This is a genomic window from Natrinema hispanicum (genome assembly GCF_900111485.1).
In the GTDB taxonomy this organism is placed as follows: domain Archaea; phylum Halobacteriota; class Halobacteria; order Halobacteriales; family Natrialbaceae; genus Natrinema; species Natrinema hispanicum_A.
Map to the genome: position 1 here is coordinate 1 of NZ_FOIC01000042.1, position 17185 is coordinate 17185.

Here is a 17185-nt window from a genome sequence, read left to right on the forward strand (position 1 = left end):
CCTCGTACTCAACAACGAAGCGCTCGCTCGGCGACGCCGTGCGAGCGCTGGGCTGGTATCGCCAGTTCCGTGAAATTGTCCTGATGTTCGCCCTCATCAATATAGAATCGCTGTGTGAGCCTCTGTAACCGTGACTCAGCATCTATTCAACAGAGCAGTCTCGATTCGTTCTCTGTCTGCGTCAGTCAGCTGATCGTCCTCGAGATGGTTGAGTTGGCTGAGTGCACGATGCAGTCTGTATCCTGGTGCGTTGCGTGGGTCCATTGAATGTGCCTCGGCCGATCGCGGCGCAGACAAACAGAACATGACCGCACGGGCGACCGTTCTGTTAACCAACGGCCACGCTGCACCATTGCCTGTCTGTTGGTTAAGACATGACGCGGAGCAAGTCATTCTGGGCTCGGCCCATAGCGCGGCGTCCCGCAGACCTGGCACTCCCAGATTGCGTGGCCAGTCCAGGTTTCGTCGGGAACCGATTCATGATCACTGAATCGATGATCGGTTGTGCGTCCGCACTGGTGACACTCGAGGCGTTCTTTGGTCGGAATGCCACTGTCTTGATGCTCAGGTTCACGCTTGTCAGGTGTCTGCTGGAGAGCAATTGCGGGGACTAGCCACGCATCATCACCGGCGTTGTCGAGCAGCGTCACAAGTCGCTGCTCGTCGCGAATGCTAGTCCCGCCTTCGTCGTAGAGATACGTTGTCGGCTCGTGGTCACTATCTGCGGCTGGGTGGGGTTGGTCACTCCATGTTGTTCGATCATGGGCGGCCGCGAGAAGTTGCTCACCGTCAGTGGACGTAATCTGTGCTGCAGCAGGAAGCACGGGCCACCGATCGGTCAATTGGGCTGCGGGCTCGTCCTCGAGATCGTAGATGATCGTGCAGTTGTCGACAGCCTGTTCGGTCGCATTCGAGGCAAGGAGTGTCGCAGCGGCCGCGCCTTTCGCGACGGCACCGTAGAAGGTAGACGACTCGACAAGCATGTGGACGACACCAAGCAGTGTCCACTCTGTTGCTGGTGCGTCTGTCTCAGAAGAGCAGTCCTCGAGATGGTTGGTGAGACAGAACAGGCATTTGGTTCGGTCGGCTGGAATCGGTGCGCCACAGGAGCGACACTCGGTATCCGCTTCTGTTGGTGTATCTGGATATCCAGCCGTCGGCGTCGCAACTCGCTGTCGATCAGGCTCACCGTCGGTACACTCGTTGAGTGTCTCATCAGGGACATGCGACGCTTCGCCGGTCGGGCGAAGCTCTTCAAAGTCAGAATCGCGATCAGTCATTGATTGGGTAGTGGGTTGTATGGTCTCACGTCTTGATCAGGTCCAGTTCGATAGAGACGATCTGGAAATGAGATTACTGAGACGCTATTGCTGGCGGAGTCCTGCTTCTCGGGCTTCACGGTTGCTGGCACAGTGGATACATGCTGGCAGATCACCATCAACAGCAAAAACCCGGTAGTAGTTCTCTGTGACATGAGAGCCACAGCCATCACATTCTGGCATTATCCAAATCTATGTTGTTACTCCAGTAAATATCTTGTTCTAATACTTGTGTAGTTTTTCTCAATGGCATTCTATCTAAGTGGGATTGACTATTTTCTGGGTCTGGTATTGTTGCGGTTCGATAAGGAATCCACAGTCTTCACAACGAGTTTCGACTGCGTTGGTGGTCATCCGTCCGTTGCAGTTGGGACACGGACTGGTGCTCGAGTTGGGCTGGACGTCTTCGTCGAATGTTGTTTCGTAAACCTCTCTGAAAGTCATGGTGTTCACGAAGGGCAATGAGTAACTCCGACTGCCCCTCACCCACTTGTGGGGCACAGAAATCTCTCCAGGTAATGGCAACGTCATGAAACGAATTCACGCTGTGGCGAAAGCCCGGCAGCGCAGCGGCCACCGGCCGTGAGCAGCCCGGACCGTGGAGGTGGTGGAAGGTGGCGGTGACTGCGTTCACACCAGCAAAAAAGGGGACTCAAGCCTGGCTACTCTCACCAGCGACTGCGCTCGGGAGAGTGAAGTACTGCTGATCGTTGTCTTGTTTTCTAATATATCAGTCTCAATCTCAGGGACAGATAGACCATTGTGTGCTTCTAATGACAGTCCGATATTCTCATGTTTGTCAGTTACCGTGGTTCTCGGAGAAATAATGAATTTTTTGTTATTTTATACACGCAGATAAAATCGACGAAATCCGGCGTGTTTCGTCAGTAACAGCAATGGACTTCCCAGATATGAATCTATATCAACTCTCTACTTCTGTATTAATACATGGGTGTCGTAAGCATCTCGATGCCGGATGAACTGGAAGAGCGAATTGACGAATTCGGTGACGATCACGGCTATTCTGGCCGAAGTGAGGTCGTCCGCGAAGCGGTCCGGAACCTCCTTAGCGAGTTCGAGGATAAACGACTCGAAGATCGGGAATTGATGGCAATCGTAACTGTGTTGTTTGATTATGAGACGACGAGCGTTGAGGAGAAAATGATGCATCTCCGCCATGACCACGAGGAGCTCGTCGTGTCAAATTTCCATAGCCATGTTGGGAACCACTACTGCATGGAACTGTTCGTTCTCGAAGGCGAATTAGAAGATATTTCCACGTTCGTCGGGAAGATTCGGGCCACTAAGGATACGATCTCAGTAGATTATACAGTTCATCCTGTTGATGATATCAATATCCTCTCCTGATCGCTCTCTGCTGAGTGAGACAGTTGAGTAGCATTCTTGCGGCTACATTTTCGACGCTGACGACAGAGAGAGTTTGAACCGACGGAGTCGTTGATTTTACACTGTGTTTTACATCCCACTAACTACCTATATTTTAGAATTTTATGCCGCTTGGTTACCGAGACGAGCACGGCTGACAGGTAATAATATAGTAGATCTATTTAACAACTCTTATTATCTGTTTCAATTATATTGTTACTCGATGAGGTCACAGACACGACGCGAACTCCTTCGAGAGAGCACAGGCGCAGCAACGCTCGGGCTGACAGCACTGGCCGGTTGCCTGGGGGGTGATAACGGACCGATCGACAGCCTCACCGTCGCCTATGTGCCGATCTATCCGAACATGCAACACTACGTGATGGAGCAGGAGGGGTTCTACGACGACGTCCCGGCGACGGTGGAGACCAAACGGTTTTCGACTGGACCCAGCGTTGTCAAGGCGTTCGCAAGTGGTGAGGTTGATGCTGCTCTCTTTGGCATCACACCGTCGATGGTTCTGGTGGATAAGGGAAAGCAGGCGAGTATCTTGGCAGCGAACTCTCGTGAAGGATTCAAAGTGCTGGGGACGTCGACGTTCGCCGATCTCTATGCGGATCACGGAGCAGACGCGTTTTCGAGGTTCGAGGCTCAGCATGGTCGAAACGTTCGATTCGGTGCACCACCGGACGGCAGCGTCCCGGACGTCGTCCTGCGGTACTGGATCGAACAGGATCTCGGCGCCGGTGAACTGGAGTCGGTCGTTTCCAAGTCGAAGGTACCACCGGCCAGGGCACCGCAGACGATGCAGGCAGGCGATATCGACGCGACGATCATTCAGGAGCCGTTCGCCACCGTCATCAGCGACGACGAGAGTGTTCGGGAGGTCGCGTGGTCGGGCAACATTCTCGACGGCCATCCGGTGGCAGTGTTGTTCGCCCAGAAGCGGGTCGTCGACAGTCCAGACGTTGCCGAAGGACTCGTCTCGGCGCACGTGGACGCGACGAACTTCATTCGCAACAACCCGGAAGTGGCCGCCAGAGACGCCAGTACGGTCATCGGATCGGGTGTGAGCGACGATCTCGCCGTGCGAGCGATGGAATCGACTGCATCGAACTTCCTCTCGGACCCGCACGCGATCAGCAGCCAAACCGAGACAATGTCACAGTACGTTGCTGATGTGGGAAAAACAGACGGCGTCGTCGGTAACAAACGCCTGTTCCATTTCGACGCGTACGACGCTATCACACAATGAGTCTCGGAACGGCTACCAACGGCGATGACGAAGTGGCCGCGTTTGAGTTCATAAAGGACACCGATCGGCTCCGACTCGGCCGTGGTGTGGTCGGTATCACCGCCTTCCTAGTCGTCTGGTGGGCCGGTGCACAGCTAACGACACCGTCGTATCTCCTCCCGGGACCGGTTGTAACAGCAGTTGCGTTCGTCGAACTGTTCGTGCAGACAACGCCCGTTGCCTTGCCACTCCTCGGGGACGTGGCCATCCCGACAGGCCTGTTCAAGCTCGGCCAGAGTCTGCTGCACTACATTCCCGGACTGTTGCTCGGTGGCGTGGGCGGCATCGCTCTGGGCGTCTCGATGGGCTGGTCGAGACGGCTCGACGATTATCTCACGCCGATCGTTCGCATCCTCAGGCCGATCCCCCCGCTGGCGTGGGTTGTCTTCGCTATTCTCTGGTTCGGCATCCATCACACCGGAGCTGCGTTCATCGTGTTCGTCGGTTCGCTCTGGATCAACTTCTACGGGGCGTACAGCGGCGTCGAAGGTGTCTCGACGGATTACACGGAAGTCGCGTCCAGCCTCGGCGTCGAGACCGACTGGCAGATGATTCGACTCGTGATTCTGCCGGCGGCCGCACCGAGCGTTCTCACGGCGTTCCGGACGAGTATCGGTCGCTGCTGGATGATCGTCGTCGGGGCGGAGTTGTTCGGTGCGCCGGGGGTCGGCTACGAGATTATCAACGCCTCGAATAACCTCGCGGTGGACACGAGCGTCGCGTACATGCTCGTCATCAGTCTCGTGTACGTCGGGATGGATGTGAGCTTCCGTACCTTCGAACGGAGGGTTCTCGCGTGGCGCTGACTGACTCCACCACCGAGTCGAGTCACCAGCGAGTGACAGAGGCGAAAATCGTCGTCGATGGCCTCTCCAAGCGATACGATGCTCACGGAGGACCCGTCACCGCCCTCGACGACGTGAACTTCCAGGTCGGACACGGGGAGTTCGTCTGCATCGTCGGGCCGTCGGGCTGTGGCAAGACGACGCTCTTTCGCACCATCGCGGGGCTGGAATCGCCGACCGAGGGAGGGATCTACGTCGACGACGAGCGGGTGACCGATCCCGGTATCGACCGCGGCATGGTGTTCCAGAACTACGCGCTGTTCCCCTGGCGAACTGTCCGCGGTAACATCCGGTTCGGCCTCGACCGTCCGACCTGTGACTGTCCAAACTGCGAGAAACGAGTCCAGGAACTGATCAATCTCGTCGGGCTGTCTGGCTTCGAGGACGCGTACCCGAAAGAACTCTCTGGCGGGATGAAGCAACGCGTCGGCATTGCTCGCGCGCTCGCGGTCGATCCGGACGTACTGCTGATGGATGAGCCCTTCGGAAGTCTCGATCCGGACACTCGTGACACGCTCCACGCGGAACTGCTACACATCTGGCGAGAGACGAGCAAAACCGTCCTGTTCGTAACTCACGAAGTCGAAGAAGCCGTCACGCTCGGGGATCGCGTCCTCGTGATGGCTGCCGATCCCGGGCGAGTCAGCGAGGTCGTCGACGTGTCGCTGGACCGCCCTCGCCAACGAACGGACATTGAGTTCGTCGAGTACGTCTCAGAGATCCGAGATAGTCTTGGTCAGTAAGTGCGACTCATCAGCACAGAGTGTTGCCGTGCCGTTGGTCAGGGCGGAGACTTCTTCTTGCTCGTCTGCCGCGTGGCCGTGCTGCTGTCCGTTCCGCTGCTGTCCGTTCCAATCTAGTTCGTAATGGACGGTGGTAATGCCAACTTGGCGGCACTCTAGCGGATCTCGAAGAAAATATATATTGTCTGAGATTATCTCAGCATCCTGATAGTTGACCTTCGAACAGCCAATATGTTCCATAATTAGTATTTTGAATGTTAGTACAGTAGTTCTTGGTGAGATCTATATGTAACTAGCTCCGTTATTATATCATACTTTATTTTCACGGTCGAAAAAACATAAACGTGCGTGATGCGTCGTTCTTGAGTCAGTGAGACTCGTGAATGTGCTTACGCAACTGGTCAGTCTCGTCGAACTGTTCGTTACACTCGGCACAAGTGTTGTGGTGAAGTGCCACGTGCTGAGTGACCCCAGCTGCACTCTGGAATTCAGCATCACAGGTGGAACAGGCGTATGCCATTGCGGTATTATCGTAGTTCGAATTTGTTTAAACAGATTGTTATAATCCGCACCATTCTCTTATTCAGAATTGTGAACTAATCAGTGCGGATTACTACTATTGGCCTCTCGGAAAATGAATATGACGCTGACTAGATTTGGTAACCTCATGAGAATTATATCAAAACCCGACACCCCGATAACAGCTTTTATTATATTTGCAACCCACTTTATCATATGGGAATCGTCAGCGTGTCCATGCCGGAGGATCTGCTTAAGAAGATCGACGAGCTCGTCGAGGTACACGACTATTCGGGACGGAGCGAGGTATTTCGAGAAGCGGGACGGAAACTGATCCGGGAATTTCAGGACCAGTCACTCGAAAATCGGGAACTCATTGCTATCGTGACAGCACTGTTCCCTTACGATAGTCGGGCAGTGGAGACGAAAATGACTGAACTCCGTCACACGCATGCTGATGCAGTTCGGTCGAACTCCCACAGTTGTATCTGTGATGACCGGGGGTGTGTCGAGACGTTCATTATTGAAGGCGATCTCACTGATGTCTCGGAATTCGTGCGCGACGTCGAAGCGACGAACGAAGACGTACAAGTCGAATATTCGCTATTTCCCGTTGATTCGATTCAGCAACCCACACTGTGATTTGTCGTCATGCGGCGATTATTACTGCAACGTCCCTGCTCTGAGTACTCGTCAAGCAACTCGTATTGATCTTCCTACCTCCAATTCGGTCAGATGTTTCACTAGTTCCGATTTAATATGATCGGGCCATCTATTAGGCAAATATTATTAAACATTCTCAGATCTACCCTAACAAATAATATTTAAGTTAGATAGATTCATATCTGTGGCTATGAGTACCGAGAACTCAGACCCGATCCCAGTCACCATCCTCAGTGGGTGTCTCGGAGCGGGCAAGACAACGACGCTGAATTATCTGCTCAAAAACGCTTCCGAGGAACGGGATGTCGCGGTGCTCGTCAACGACATGGGCGCAGTCAACATCGACGCCGAACTTGTAGAGCGCCAGGTCACGCTCACAGACGGAGAGACGTCTGTGACGGAGCTTTCGAACGGGTGCATCTGTTGCGGTCTCTCTAACGAATTTGGACGGACAATCGTCGAGCTAGCAACGACCGCAGAGTTCGACGTCCTCGTCGTCGAGGCGTCCGGGATGAGCGACCCAGCAGAGGTCGCACAGACCGTTCACCGCAACCGGCAGGCAGCATTTCATTACGACCTTGATACTATTGTCACGGTCGTCGACGCGGCACTGTTCCACGACGTGTTTGTCGCCGATGAGGAAGTCACTGAGATGACCGGGGACGCAAAACCTCTCTCGGATCTCTTAGCTGAACAGGTAGAATTCTGTGACTTGGTCCTGCTCAACAAGACTGATCTCATCACCGAGAGTGAATTAGTCGATGTCGAGTCCGTAATCCGAGCGTTGCAGCCACAGGCAGATGTACAGATGATAGAACACGGACGGGTCGACTCGAACATACTCATCGACGTGGGACGATTCGATCTCGAAACGGTGAGCGGCGGCGCAGGCTGGAAGCAAGCCCACCAGTACCATCAAGAGCAGACTGATAACGATGACAAGTCTGCCCACGATTCGCACGGGAACGGAGGCGAAGACAGACATGACCACCACAGTCACGACCACGATCATCTCCACCCGCCCGAGGAGTTCGGTCTCACCTCGTTGAGTTACGCGAGACAGCGACCGTTCCATCCTGATCGACTTGTCGACTGGCTCGCAGACGTTCCCAACGACATCGTCCGCGCAAAGGGGCTCATGTGGGTTGCCGGCAGAGAGCGGCACGCGCTCAACTGTAATCTCGCTGGCACCCAAGTCCAGGTGGATGTCAACGGTCAGTGGGCCGCGAGCATGCCGGCGTTCCAGCAGAAATCCTACCGTGAAGCCAGACCCGACCTCGACTGGGACGAGGAGTGGGGCGACCGCGAAATCGATCTCGTGTTCATCGGCCACGATCTCAACAAAACGGCGATCCGGAACTCGCTCGACGAGTGTCTGCTGACCGACGCCGAAATGAACGAAGACTGGGAGCGCTATGAAAACCCGTTCCCGAGCCGTGCCGAGGAGGAACTCGTCTTCGACTCTGATGTCGAGAAATGGGGTGTGACGACGGTATGAGTTCCTTGACTCGAACACTGCGACGCAGAGCGACCGTCGGAGAACCGACAGGCCTCGAGTGAACGATTCTGTTCAAAGTCACCGACGCGACGATGACCCTCAGTACATGCTCGTGTACGCGACACGTTCGATCACCGAGGACTCGTATCTTGTCGAGTAAACGGAACTTTATGTAATTCAAACAATCTTTCTCCAGTCCTGTTTCCAAAGTTGTGAGAATAGTGCCAGAGACACCTCCAATCGTGCAGTTGACTGCTTGCTCCCAGCCGTGTAAATGAACCTCCTTTGTTATTAACTTCTGGCTAAAAATCATAGTCCTTATTACCCGCCCAGTTTGTGTTAATAACTGATGGCAGAACACACACGCCGACGATTCGTCACTGGTGGAATCGGAGCCGTTGCTGCAAGTGCACTCGCTGGCTGTCTGGGGGGCAGTGGACAGTCAAGCGGGACGACTGGCCAGGCGTCATTTTTCGTATTCGGTGATATCGCCTCACAGGTCGCCGGCGATGCAGCGACCGGCAAAACGCTCGTCCCGGTCGGCCAGCACGGACACGGCTGGGAGCCTGGTCCGAGGGTGCAACAGACCGTCCTCGAATCGAACCTGTTCATTCACGGGATGGAAGGGTTCCAGCCGTGGGCCGACGACATTGTCGAAACGATCGAATCCGACGGTGCGGACGTCGCTGTCGTTGATGCTAGTGCCGGTGTCCAGCTCCAGGAGCCTGGGCACAGTCACGAACAGGCGCACGATCACGAGGATGAACACGAAGCTGCAAACCAACACGGTGAATCGCCCCCATGGGAATGGGCGGGACTCTATCACCTCGAGACAGGAACGTACACCTATACGTTCGAGCAGGGTCCGGACCCCCAGATGCACCTCGCCGTCCTTTCGACGGACGAGGGTGGCGACCACGGTATCCACCACGTCGAGGAGACCGCACATTCGCTCTACGAGAGCGACCACAGTTCACACACGACGGTTGAGGCTGATGGAACACTCTCTCCGTCGTCAGAGTCACTCTACACGCTCGAGTTCGCCGAAAATGGTGCAACGACATACACACTACAGGTCGAGTCAGAAGGGCACTACGTGCTGTTCGCCCAGCACGTCCCTTCGGAGTTCAACGCGGCGCTGTCAAACGAGGGCGGCGCGTCGGTTACACCTGAAGTAACGGAAGCGGTCGGTGGACATGACCACGGTCACGAAACGGAAGACGATCATGAGAACGAGGACGGTCACGACCACGGGCACGGACACGCAGGTGGTATGGATCCCCACTTCTGGATCGATCCGGTCCGCGCAAAGACAGCCGTAGACAACATCCAGCAGGGCTTCGCGAACGTAGACAGCGAGAATTCGTCCACATATAAGAGCAATGCAACGCAGTACAAAGACAAACTTGACGACCTGCACAGTTCGCTCCAGAGTGGTCTCGAAGGGGCTTCGAAAGACGTCGTCTTCGTCGCCGGTCACAACGCGTTCGGCTATCTGGGCGCTCGCTACGGGTTCGAGGTGAAAACGCTGACGAGCATTTCTCCTGACGATCAGCCAACTCCGAGAGATATCGAACAGGCCCAGCAACTCATCAGTGAACATGACCTCCAGTACGTCTGCTCGGATCCACTGGAATCCCAGCAGGCTGCCCAACAGCTCGTTGCCGAGACTGACGCTACAGAAGTACTGCCGCTGACTTCGATTCCCGGACAGACACAGGAGTGGGCCGACAAGGACTGGGGATACGTTGATGTCATGAAAAACGTCAACCTCCCCACCCTGCAGAAGGCACTTGACGCATGATGGCCACTGAGTTCGATTCGCACCTCCACGAGATCGGCATGGAGCGGATCAGCTGCCGTGACCGACCACCACGACTGACGTCAGTAGTTGTCGATCTCATGGACAAGCCAACGCAGCGAACGATCTACCCGCCAGACGTAGCGCCGGTCGTTCAAATAGAGCGTTGGATAACCACACGAAATCAGGATTTCGTCGACATCGGTGAGTGTCGATGACCAAGACAACAGTCGAGACGATCTCGGAGGCAGTCGTGGCTGTCGACGACGTGTCGTTTGCCTTCGGCGATCGTCCAGTGGTCGACAACGTGTCACTCACAATCGAGCCGGGCGCGTTTCTGGGTCTCGTTGGCCCGAATGGGTCTGGAAAAACGACGCTCGTCGAACTCATGCTTGGTCTGCGCCGCCCAGACAGCGGGCAGGTTCGGCTGTTCGGCACGCCAGCACATGATCTCGACGACGGCGAACGGGTCGCCTACGTCGCCCAGCACGCGACGAAAGCAGCCGGTCGTATGCCAGTCACCGTCCGCGAAGCGGTCACCATGGGCCGGTACCCGCACCGTCTCATCGGTCGCTTTTCCGATTCGGACCGACAGGCGATCGACGAGGCGCTTGAACGCGTAGGCCTGACCGAACTGACCGAGCGCCGTGTAGGACGGTTGTCCGGCGGCCAGCGCCAGCGCGTATTTATCGCTCGTGCACTGGCCGCGCAAGCGGACCTGCTCGTCTTGGACGAGCCAACTGTCGGCGTCGACGCCGAGTCTCGAGATGCGTTCTACGACCTTCTCCGCGACCTCAACGCAACCGGAATCACCATCGTCCTCATCGAACACGACATCGGTGTCGTCACCACGCACGCCACCGAGATCGCCTGCATCAACCGAAAACTGCACTTCCACGGTGACCCCGAGACGTTCGCCGAGACGAACGCACTGGCCGACGCGTACGGTGACGGGCGGGCCGTCCTCGAGCACGATCACTGACCATGTTCGAGATGACCTCCCTGCTGACGCTGAAGCTGTTCGCGTTCGCACCGTTCAATTGGTTCCTTGAAGACGCGTACGGGGCGTTTATGGAGGCGCTCGCGAAAGCGCTCGGCCTTCCGGTACTCGAATATGCGTTCATGCAGCGTGCGTATCTCGCTGCGATCTGTATCGGCGTCATCGGCCCGCTGGTCGGCACGTTCCTCGTTCACCGAGAAATGTCGATGATCGCGGACACCCTCGCACACACGGCCTTCGCCGGTGTCGCCGTCGGACTGTTCGTCAACAATGCCCTGTCGCTGTCACTGTCGCCTATCCACAGCGCGCTCGTCGTCGCTATTGGAACAGCGCTGCTCGTAGAACTGCTGGTCCAGTACGGAGACGTCACGACGGACACTTCACTGGCGATGATCTTGACTGGCGGCTTCGCACTGGGAAGCGTGCTTATTACGGCGACCGACGGCGGCATCGCGGTCGGCATCGACGCGTACCTTTTCGGATCGCTCGCGACAGTGTCGAGAGCAAGTGTGGGCCTCTTGGTCCTCATGACCGGTCTTGTTTCTGTGGCGGTCGTGATCACTTATCGACCGCTGCTGTACGTCACCTTCGACGCGACTGCAGCACGGGCAGCCGGTATCAGCGTCGTATGGTACAACCGGCTGATGGTCATCCTGACCGCGCTCGTCGTCGTCAGCGCGATGCAGGTCATGGGCGTCATCCTCGTCGCCGCGATGCTCGTCATTCCAGTCGCAACGGCTGACAGTGCCCGCAGTTTCAAGCGATCGATACTTGCGGGCGTCCTCGTGGCGGAAGTCACTGTCATCACCGGTGTTACGCTCTCGTATCAGTACGGGATCGCAGCAGGCGGAACCATCGTCCTCACAGGAATTGGACTCTACGTGCTGTCATTGGGTGGTCGTCGGCTCGGACTTCGGACGCGAGCGTGGCGCCGAATCGGCCGTCCCGGCGAACGGGTGTTCACGCGTATGATCGACAATACTGCCAATGAACCGAAAGCCGACGGAGGGACCGAAAACGAGGAACAATAAATCGCACAGGGGCGCCGCAGTCGACATCACCTGCTATGGTGTCCACGGGATGACCCTGGCCATCTGACTGCTCGCCAAGGCAGATCTGACAACCATCGTCGACGAACACTGTGAACCACTGTCAGTGATCGCGACGACGCGAAACTGTTTCGCCGCGCCGAGTTGGCTAAGTTCGTCGATTGTGAAAATGTTGGTTCTCAGTACCTCAAAATCTCTCGGCATAGCTATCATCGGTATTGAATTTGTTACCACGGAGTGTGGTCTGACTCGAGGCTGATTCGCTATCGCTTGGCTCAACACAGGAGACGCCGCCAGTAATAACTCGAAGAGCACAGAAACGAATTAATAATAACTAACTCGGATCTAGAGCGTAGGTTTATTATATTTCCACCTGTGCTTGTTAAGCACACATGGCTCATATTCACCTCGGCGAAGGGTCGTTCCCACTTTGGGCACTGGTCCTCTGGACGCTCGTTGGCGTCGGACTGATCGGTGTCGTCACTTACCGCGTTCGGAAAGGCGGCATCAAAACTCATCAGATCGCGCTCGCGGGGATTGGTGCGGCAGCGAGTTTCGCAATCTTCCAGCTGAACCTACCAGTATGGGGCGGGATTCACATGAACCTCACTGGGCTGGTCGGTATCCTCGCCGGACCGGCACTCGGCGCGCTCATCGCGCTCGTCGTGAACATCTTTTCAGCGGCGCTCGGCCACGGCGCAGTGGGGCTGCTCGGTGCGAACACGCTTGTGAACGCAACTGAAGCAGTCGTCGCCTACTATATCTTCAAGACGCTGATGAGGATGGACTGGGACATCTTTCCCGCGAGTGCTAGCGCTGCGACCATCGGTCTCTCTGCCGGTGCGGTTCTGATGGGCGCGATCATTGTCATTAGCGGCGTCAACGGGAGCGCACTCCCGCGTGCCGACTTGACGATCGCAGTTGCCGGGCTGGTCGGTCTCAACCTCGGCGTCGCGGTCATTGAAGGCATCTTGACGGGATTTGTCGTCCAGTTCCTCGCGTCGGTCCGGCCCGACCTCGTCGGACTTGGCGACCGCCAGCAAGGTGAGGAAGATCTCTCGGGGGTGACCGCCTGATGCAGCGCTGGAAGCAGTACGGCAGCCTCGCAGCGCTATTTGCGGTCGCTATCGCCGCAGGTCTGTGGGGATTTAGAGCAACAGGCGGTGCGCTCCCGTGGGCCAAGCGATCCGCCAAGGCACTCCAGCGAGGCGTGAAAGAGAGCGGTGGCTCGTTAATCGATCTCGGCCGTGGAGTTGTCATTGCTGGACCGATCCGGAAAGGCGGCATGGTACTGGAGTTCGTCGGGCTGGTCGTCCTGCTGGTTGCCGTCGGCATCGCGCTGTATGTCTATGCTGACCGCGATCGCGGCCTGAACGACAAGACGGCCTAAGCTGATGACGACACTCTCGAATCACGTCCCGGACCCGCGACTCATCACGGCCTATGCTGAACACCGTGACAGCCCACTGCATCGCGTCAACCCCTGGACGAAGTTCAGTATCGTCGGCGCGCTCGTACTGGCGGTGACGGTAGCAGACGCGCTGGTGATCCTCGCGGGCCTGTACGCCGCGACGCTGGTCGCCTATGGCATCGCTGGCCTGCCGTACCGACGGCTCGGTCTCTGGTACACGCTTCCGTTGCTGTTCATCGTCTCCGTTGCGGGTCCGCTCGCCTTCCTCGAACCGGGAACATCCATTGGCGGCGCGATCGGAACGCCGCTCGGGGAACTGTCCGTCACCTGGGAGGGAGCGATCCTGTTCGCGGAACTGTCCTGTCGGTCACTAACTGTCGTGACGTTCACGCTTACCGCGACGATGACCACCCGATACGCTGACATCGCGTACCTGCTTGGGCGCATGCTGCCGAACCCGATCGATCAGGTCGCACTGCTGACCTACCGGTTCACATTCGTTATGGTCGAGACGCTCGAAGACCTCGTGAAGGCCGTACTCGCGCGAGGGGCGACCCTCTCGGAGTTCTGGGCGAACCGGCGCACCTACGCCCGCATCCTCGGTATGACGCTGTTGACGGCAATCGAACGCTCCGAGCGGCTGGTAAAGTCGATGGAAGCGCGGGGCTACGATGGTGACATTACTCTGTACGGCGACGTACCGCGCCCGTCACTTCGTGGGCTCGCCGGAGTCGCACTCTGTTACGTCGCCGTTGTTGGGTATGCACTGGTCGCGGTCTACGGGGTGGTGTCTCTGTGAAGGGCAACGAGACAGCGGACCCACTCGTTGATCTCCACTGTGAGGCCCACACCTACCCCGACGGGACTGTAGGAATGCATGACGTGGATTTTCAGGTATACCCGGACGAGGTCGTCGCGCTCATCGGCGGTAACGGTGCAGGGAAGTCAACGCTGATGGAGCACCTGAACGCGACGCTCGTCCCCGATGAGGGCGAACTCGTCGTCGATGGCACGCCAATAAACGAGGACAACAAATCCCACGCCAGGAAAGAGGTTGGCTTTGTCTTCCAGGACGCCGATACCCAACTCGTCGCCCCGACGGTACTGGACGACGTGCTGTTTGGCCTCCAGAACTACGGCGTGCCGGCCGACGAGGCGAAAGAGCGCGCCCGTGAAGCGCTGGCGACCGTCGATGCGGGCTATCTTGAAGACCGTATTCCCCACTACCTAAGCGGCGGGGAAAAACGACTTGTCGGACTGGCTGGCGTGCTCGTCCTCGAACCCAGCGTGATCGTGCTGGACGAACCACTCGCCGGCCTCGATCCCAACCGATCACGACTGGTCGCTGACCGTATCGAGCAGATCCACGAGGAGGGCATCAGCGTTGTCCTCTCGACACACGACATCGACTTTGCGGCCGATGTTGCAGACAGGATCTGCGTGATGAGCGAGGGGAATGTCATTGATGAAGGCACACCACGTGAGGTATTCTACGATCTTGAATTACTCGCCGAGGCGAATCTTCATCCACCGAGTGCTGTCCGCGTTGCCCGTGACATAGGTCTCGACATCGAGACGCAGCCGGTCACTGAGGCCGAGCTCGTCGAACTACTTTCTGAGGACGAGTCAGAGCGGACAGCGACATCGCAGGTCGATGGGCACAGAACAGACTGACTGATCTCGACTTCCTTGGCTGACCTACGGCGTATCAAAGGTGCGGCACTAGAATACGCGTGAGTCGTTGTGGGAATCAGTCTGCTCGGGATAGTCTTCGGCTTCTGATACTATATTCCCCGTTCCGTCCTGAGCCACTCGCCGCGTGGCCCGCCCGGTCAGTCAAATGGCCACGATATTCATCGCTCTCTCACTGCGCTGTACAAACTCGGGCTCTGAACGAGAACGTGCCGACCGCGCTCGGCATGGCTGCAGAAGTGTTTCGTCGACGAGTCGTTCATTGCCACTCTTCGAGGGAGCGGAATGCATCTCCCGTAGCGCGGATCCACGCGTCCGTCCGGTGTGGGGTCACTACAGTCGGTGGAAACAACGTACAGATTTCGAGGGTGTCCCGACATTGAACGAACGCGAACAGTGTCGAGCGCGGCTGTTTCCGCGGGTCGCTCGCAGCTTCTGTCGTCGGAGATTTCGGTTCATTCATCGTAAATTATAGTCTAACTACTCGATCGATATCGATTACTCGCATCTTCAGTTATATAGTGCCGTGATAGCGTTATTAAAATTTGCATTTGTTATAGCAATTCTGATTAAGATAGAGTATAGTGTTGGTAACACCTGTGTCGACAAAGACGAAAGCGTCCGGATCGATCAAGTCCAACACTCCAACTTGCCACATCGGGCTCGTTGGCGACTCAAGCGTAGGCAAAACCATGATCACTGCGCCCGTTCTGGCGATACCGATTGAGGCCCTCCAACCTGAGCGGCAAAACGCCGAACAAACACAGGAGACACTTGACCGCGGCGAGCGGTCGATCGCCAACGTCGAAGTCAATGACCGACCCGACGCCGGCTCGCTCATTAACTCGGCAGAAACAACGGGATACAGCACGGGCTATTTCGATTATAACTGCCGATGCCACGACGGACATGTTCTGGCACGCCGACACTGGGCTGAATACAAGATGACGGTCGCTTCTCCCTGGTCCGAGTACAGTTACTATCGTTGGTGGATCCTAAGACCGCGATGACGGAGACAAATACTGATACGCTCGTCACAATCGTGGGTGGCGGCGTCCACGGTGTTCATCTTGCCGTTCGACTCTTACAGGCGGACCTGATCGACGTGTGCGAATTGCAGATCCTCGACCCAACTGGCCTCCTCGAGTCATTTCGCCGAAAGTGTCGCCAATGTGGGATGGTCGAGTTCAGATCTCCGTTTGTCCATCACGTCGGCACCGATCCGTTCTCTCTCAGGGATTTCGCTCGGGAACGCGGGCGTGAGGACGAACTCCGTTCGACTACGGTTGGTGCAGAACGACCCACGGCGTCGCTGTTCTTCGACCACGCCGAGTGGCTCTGCGATCAATATGGCATCGAGTCTACCCTTTTGGACGCACGTGCCACTGATATCAAAAATAATCAGGGTAACGTCGAGATCGAAACCACCCAGGGTTGCATCTCCTCCCAGTGGTGCCTCCTCGCCGTCGGACACGGTCGCTCGTTCACTTATCCGGAGTGGGCGAGGGAACTAGTATCGACAGAACCAGTGACCCACGTCTGGGAGCCGACCTTCGATCCCAATACGATCGATGAGACGTCGACCGTTGGAATCGTCGGCGGCGGGATTACGGCCGCACAACTCGCGACGATGCTTACCCAGCCAGGACGCGATATCGTTCTGTTCGCCCGGAGCCCGTTTCGCGTGGAGACGCTCGAGGCGAGTACCGACTGGATGCACTTCTCGGGCATTACTGAGAAACTCCACTCGCGCCCACCGGCGTCGCGTGCTCGCGAGGAACTGGTCGCTGAAGCTCGGTACGACGGAACGATGCCACCGTACGTGTTTCGCCGATTACAGCGAGCGTTGAAGCAAGAACAAATAGAACTCGAGAGCCTGTCCAAGAATCCAGTTGACCGGTTCTATCATATACGCGGGCGACTCCACTCCTGTTCACCATCGACAAAACCAAAAGATCGGGAGTG

The 17185-nt window shown here is 56.7% G+C and carries 19 protein-coding genes and 1 pseudogene; 16 read left to right on the forward strand and 4 right to left on the reverse strand.

The genetic code is table 11. From position 1 onward, the window contains the following. Window positions 1-128: pseudogene (locus BSG09_RS20440) on the forward strand (IS5/IS1182 family transposase); the annotation flags it as partial. A gap of 261 nt (window positions 129-389) precedes the next feature. Here BSG09_RS20440 and BSG09_RS18240 read toward each other — a convergent pair. Together BSG09_RS18240 and BSG09_RS21885 are read right to left on the reverse strand one after the other, a co-directional pair. Next, window positions 390-1280: a biosurfactant protein 1 gene (locus tag BSG09_RS18240; protein WP_092935695.1), complete on the reverse strand. Its 891-nt coding sequence runs from the start codon at window positions 1278-1280 to the stop codon at window positions 390-392. Window positions 1281-1364: 84 nt separating this feature from the next. Then, window positions 1365-1502 (reverse strand): DUF7563 family protein, encoded by a 138-nt coding sequence (locus tag BSG09_RS21885; protein ID WP_425607638.1) that lies wholly within the window; start codon window positions 1500-1502, stop codon window positions 1365-1367. A gap of 765 nt (window positions 1503-2267) precedes the next feature. On the opposite strand from BSG09_RS21885, the gene nikR reads away from it, so the two are divergent. From nikR to BSG09_RS18265, 4 genes are all read left to right on the forward strand, one after another. Further along, window positions 2268-2687 carry a nickel-responsive transcriptional regulator NikR gene (gene nikR, locus BSG09_RS18250; protein WP_092935699.1) on the forward strand — a complete coding sequence of 140 codons (420 nt, stop codon included), beginning with the start codon at window positions 2268-2270 and terminating at the stop codon, window positions 2685-2687. Window positions 2688-2928: 241 nt separating this feature from the next. Continuing rightward, complete coding sequence (locus tag BSG09_RS18255; RefSeq protein WP_092935701.1) at window positions 2929-3960, forward strand: ABC transporter substrate-binding protein; 1032 nt, start codon at window positions 2929-2931, stop codon at window positions 3958-3960. Further along, a complete protein-coding gene (locus BSG09_RS18260) occupies window positions 3957-4805 on the forward strand; it encodes an ABC transporter permease (protein ID WP_092935703.1) in 849 nt (282 codons plus the stop codon). Before BSG09_RS18255 ends, BSG09_RS18260 begins: the two co-directional genes overlap by 4 nt. Window positions 4806-4837: 32 nt before the next feature. Continuing rightward, entirely contained in the window at window positions 4838-5587 is a 750-nt protein-coding gene (locus BSG09_RS18265; protein ID WP_217650162.1) for an ABC transporter ATP-binding protein, read from the forward strand. Window positions 5588-5954: 367 nt separating this feature from the next. Here BSG09_RS18265 and BSG09_RS21010 read toward each other — a convergent pair whose 3' ends face one another. Continuing rightward, window positions 5955-6107, reverse strand: a complete 153-nt coding sequence (locus BSG09_RS21010) for a C2H2-type zinc finger protein (protein WP_175542257.1) — start codon at window positions 6105-6107, stop codon at window positions 5955-5957. Window positions 6108-6322: 215 nt separating this feature from the next. Here BSG09_RS21010 and BSG09_RS18275 point away from each other — a divergent pair, with 215 nt between their 5' ends. The 10 genes from BSG09_RS18275 (at window position 6323) to BSG09_RS18325 (ending at window position 15202) form a co-directional block, all read left to right on the forward strand. Further along, a complete protein-coding gene (locus BSG09_RS18275) occupies window positions 6323-6748 on the forward strand; it encodes a CopG family ribbon-helix-helix protein (RefSeq protein ID WP_092935709.1) in 426 nt (141 codons plus the stop codon). Window positions 6749-6959: 211 nt separating this feature from the next. Next, window positions 6960-8267, forward strand: a complete 1308-nt coding sequence (locus BSG09_RS18280; RefSeq protein WP_092935711.1) for a CobW family GTP-binding protein — start codon at window positions 6960-6962, stop codon at window positions 8265-8267. Window positions 8268-8616: 349 nt separating this feature from the next. Beyond that, window positions 8617-10071 carry a metal ABC transporter substrate-binding protein gene (locus BSG09_RS18285; RefSeq protein ID WP_092935713.1) on the forward strand — a complete coding sequence of 485 codons (1455 nt, stop codon included), beginning with the start codon at window positions 8617-8619 and terminating at the stop codon, window positions 10069-10071. 98 nt (window positions 10072-10169) lie between these two features. Next, the gene (locus BSG09_RS21890) at window positions 10170-10286 is read left to right on the forward strand and encodes a DUF7511 domain-containing protein (protein ID WP_463508907.1); all 117 of its coding nucleotides are present in this window, start codon (window positions 10170-10172) and stop codon (window positions 10284-10286) included. After that, complete coding sequence (locus tag BSG09_RS18295; protein ID WP_092935717.1) at window positions 10283-11050, forward strand: metal ABC transporter ATP-binding protein; 768 nt, start codon at window positions 10283-10285, stop codon at window positions 11048-11050. The genes BSG09_RS21890 and BSG09_RS18295 overlap by 4 nt, the downstream gene beginning before the upstream one ends. Window positions 11051-11052: 2 nt before the next feature. After that, window positions 11053-12099, forward strand: coding sequence for a metal ABC transporter permease (locus tag BSG09_RS18300; RefSeq protein WP_092935719.1), 1047 nt, complete (start codon window positions 11053-11055; stop codon window positions 12097-12099). A gap of 410 nt (window positions 12100-12509) precedes the next feature. Beyond that, on the forward strand, window positions 12510-13193 hold the full coding sequence (locus BSG09_RS18310; protein ID WP_092935723.1) for an energy-coupling factor ABC transporter permease: 684 nt from the start codon (window positions 12510-12512) through the stop codon (window positions 13191-13193). Next, window positions 13193-13507 (forward strand): cobalamin transport operon protein, encoded by a 315-nt coding sequence (locus tag BSG09_RS18315; protein ID WP_092935725.1) that lies wholly within the window; start codon window positions 13193-13195, stop codon window positions 13505-13507. Before BSG09_RS18310 ends, BSG09_RS18315 begins: the two co-directional genes overlap by 1 nt. A gap of 4 nt (window positions 13508-13511) precedes the next feature. After that, window positions 13512-14327 (forward strand): energy-coupling factor transporter transmembrane component T family protein, encoded by an 816-nt coding sequence (locus BSG09_RS18320; protein WP_092935727.1) that lies wholly within the window; start codon window positions 13512-13514, stop codon window positions 14325-14327. Window positions 14328-14401: 74 nt separating this feature from the next. Further along, window positions 14402-15202 (forward strand): energy-coupling factor ABC transporter ATP-binding protein, encoded by an 801-nt coding sequence (locus tag BSG09_RS18325; protein ID WP_092935733.1) that lies wholly within the window; start codon window positions 14402-14404, stop codon window positions 15200-15202. A 277-nt stretch (window positions 15203-15479) separates the two neighbouring features. Here BSG09_RS18325 and BSG09_RS21895 read toward each other — a convergent pair whose 3' ends face one another. Further along, window positions 15480-15683: a DUF7511 domain-containing protein gene (locus BSG09_RS21895; RefSeq protein WP_092935729.1), complete on the reverse strand. Its 204-nt coding sequence runs from the start codon at window positions 15681-15683 to the stop codon at window positions 15480-15482. Window positions 15684-16226: 543 nt separating this feature from the next. On the opposite strand from BSG09_RS21895, the gene BSG09_RS18335 reads away from it, so the two are divergent. After that, window positions 16227-17185: FAD/NAD(P)-binding protein (locus BSG09_RS18335; protein WP_092935731.1), on the forward strand; the 959-nt coding region annotated here is incomplete at its 3' end.

Coding starts and splice junctions, on each gene's coding strand:
- BSG09_RS18240 (WP_092935695.1), bottom strand. CDS start 1,280: ATGACTGATCGCGATTCTGACTTTGAAGAGCTTCGCCCGACCGGCGAA.
- BSG09_RS21885 (WP_425607638.1), bottom strand. CDS start 1,502: ATGCCAGAATGTGATGGCTGTGGCTCTCATGTCACAGAGAACTACTAC.
- nikR (WP_092935699.1), top strand. CDS start 2,268: ATGGGTGTCGTAAGCATCTCGATGCCGGATGAACTGGAAGAGCGAATT.
- BSG09_RS18255 (WP_092935701.1), top strand. CDS start 2,929: ATGAGGTCACAGACACGACGCGAACTCCTTCGAGAGAGCACAGGCGCA.
- BSG09_RS18260 (WP_092935703.1), top strand. CDS start 3,957: ATGAGTCTCGGAACGGCTACCAACGGCGATGACGAAGTGGCCGCGTTT.
- BSG09_RS21010 (WP_175542257.1), bottom strand. CDS start 6,107: ATGGCATACGCCTGTTCCACCTGTGATGCTGAATTCCAGAGTGCAGCT.
- BSG09_RS18275 (WP_092935709.1), top strand. CDS start 6,323: ATGGGAATCGTCAGCGTGTCCATGCCGGAGGATCTGCTTAAGAAGATC.
- BSG09_RS18280 (WP_092935711.1), top strand. CDS start 6,960: ATGAGTACCGAGAACTCAGACCCGATCCCAGTCACCATCCTCAGTGGG.
- BSG09_RS18285 (WP_092935713.1), top strand. CDS start 8,617: ATGGCAGAACACACACGCCGACGATTCGTCACTGGTGGAATCGGAGCC.
- BSG09_RS21890 (WP_463508907.1), top strand. CDS start 10,170: ATGGACAAGCCAACGCAGCGAACGATCTACCCGCCAGACGTAGCGCCG.
- BSG09_RS18295 (WP_092935717.1), top strand. CDS start 10,283: ATGACCAAGACAACAGTCGAGACGATCTCGGAGGCAGTCGTGGCTGTC.
- BSG09_RS18300 (WP_092935719.1), top strand. CDS start 11,053: ATGTTCGAGATGACCTCCCTGCTGACGCTGAAGCTGTTCGCGTTCGCA.
- BSG09_RS18310 (WP_092935723.1), top strand. CDS start 12,510: ATGGCTCATATTCACCTCGGCGAAGGGTCGTTCCCACTTTGGGCACTG.
- BSG09_RS18315 (WP_092935725.1), top strand. CDS start 13,193: ATGCAGCGCTGGAAGCAGTACGGCAGCCTCGCAGCGCTATTTGCGGTC.
- BSG09_RS18320 (WP_092935727.1), top strand. CDS start 13,512: ATGACGACACTCTCGAATCACGTCCCGGACCCGCGACTCATCACGGCC.
- BSG09_RS18325 (WP_092935733.1), top strand. CDS start 14,402: ATGCATGACGTGGATTTTCAGGTATACCCGGACGAGGTCGTCGCGCTC.
- BSG09_RS21895 (WP_092935729.1), bottom strand. CDS start 15,683: ATGAATGAACCGAAATCTCCGACGACAGAAGCTGCGAGCGACCCGCGG.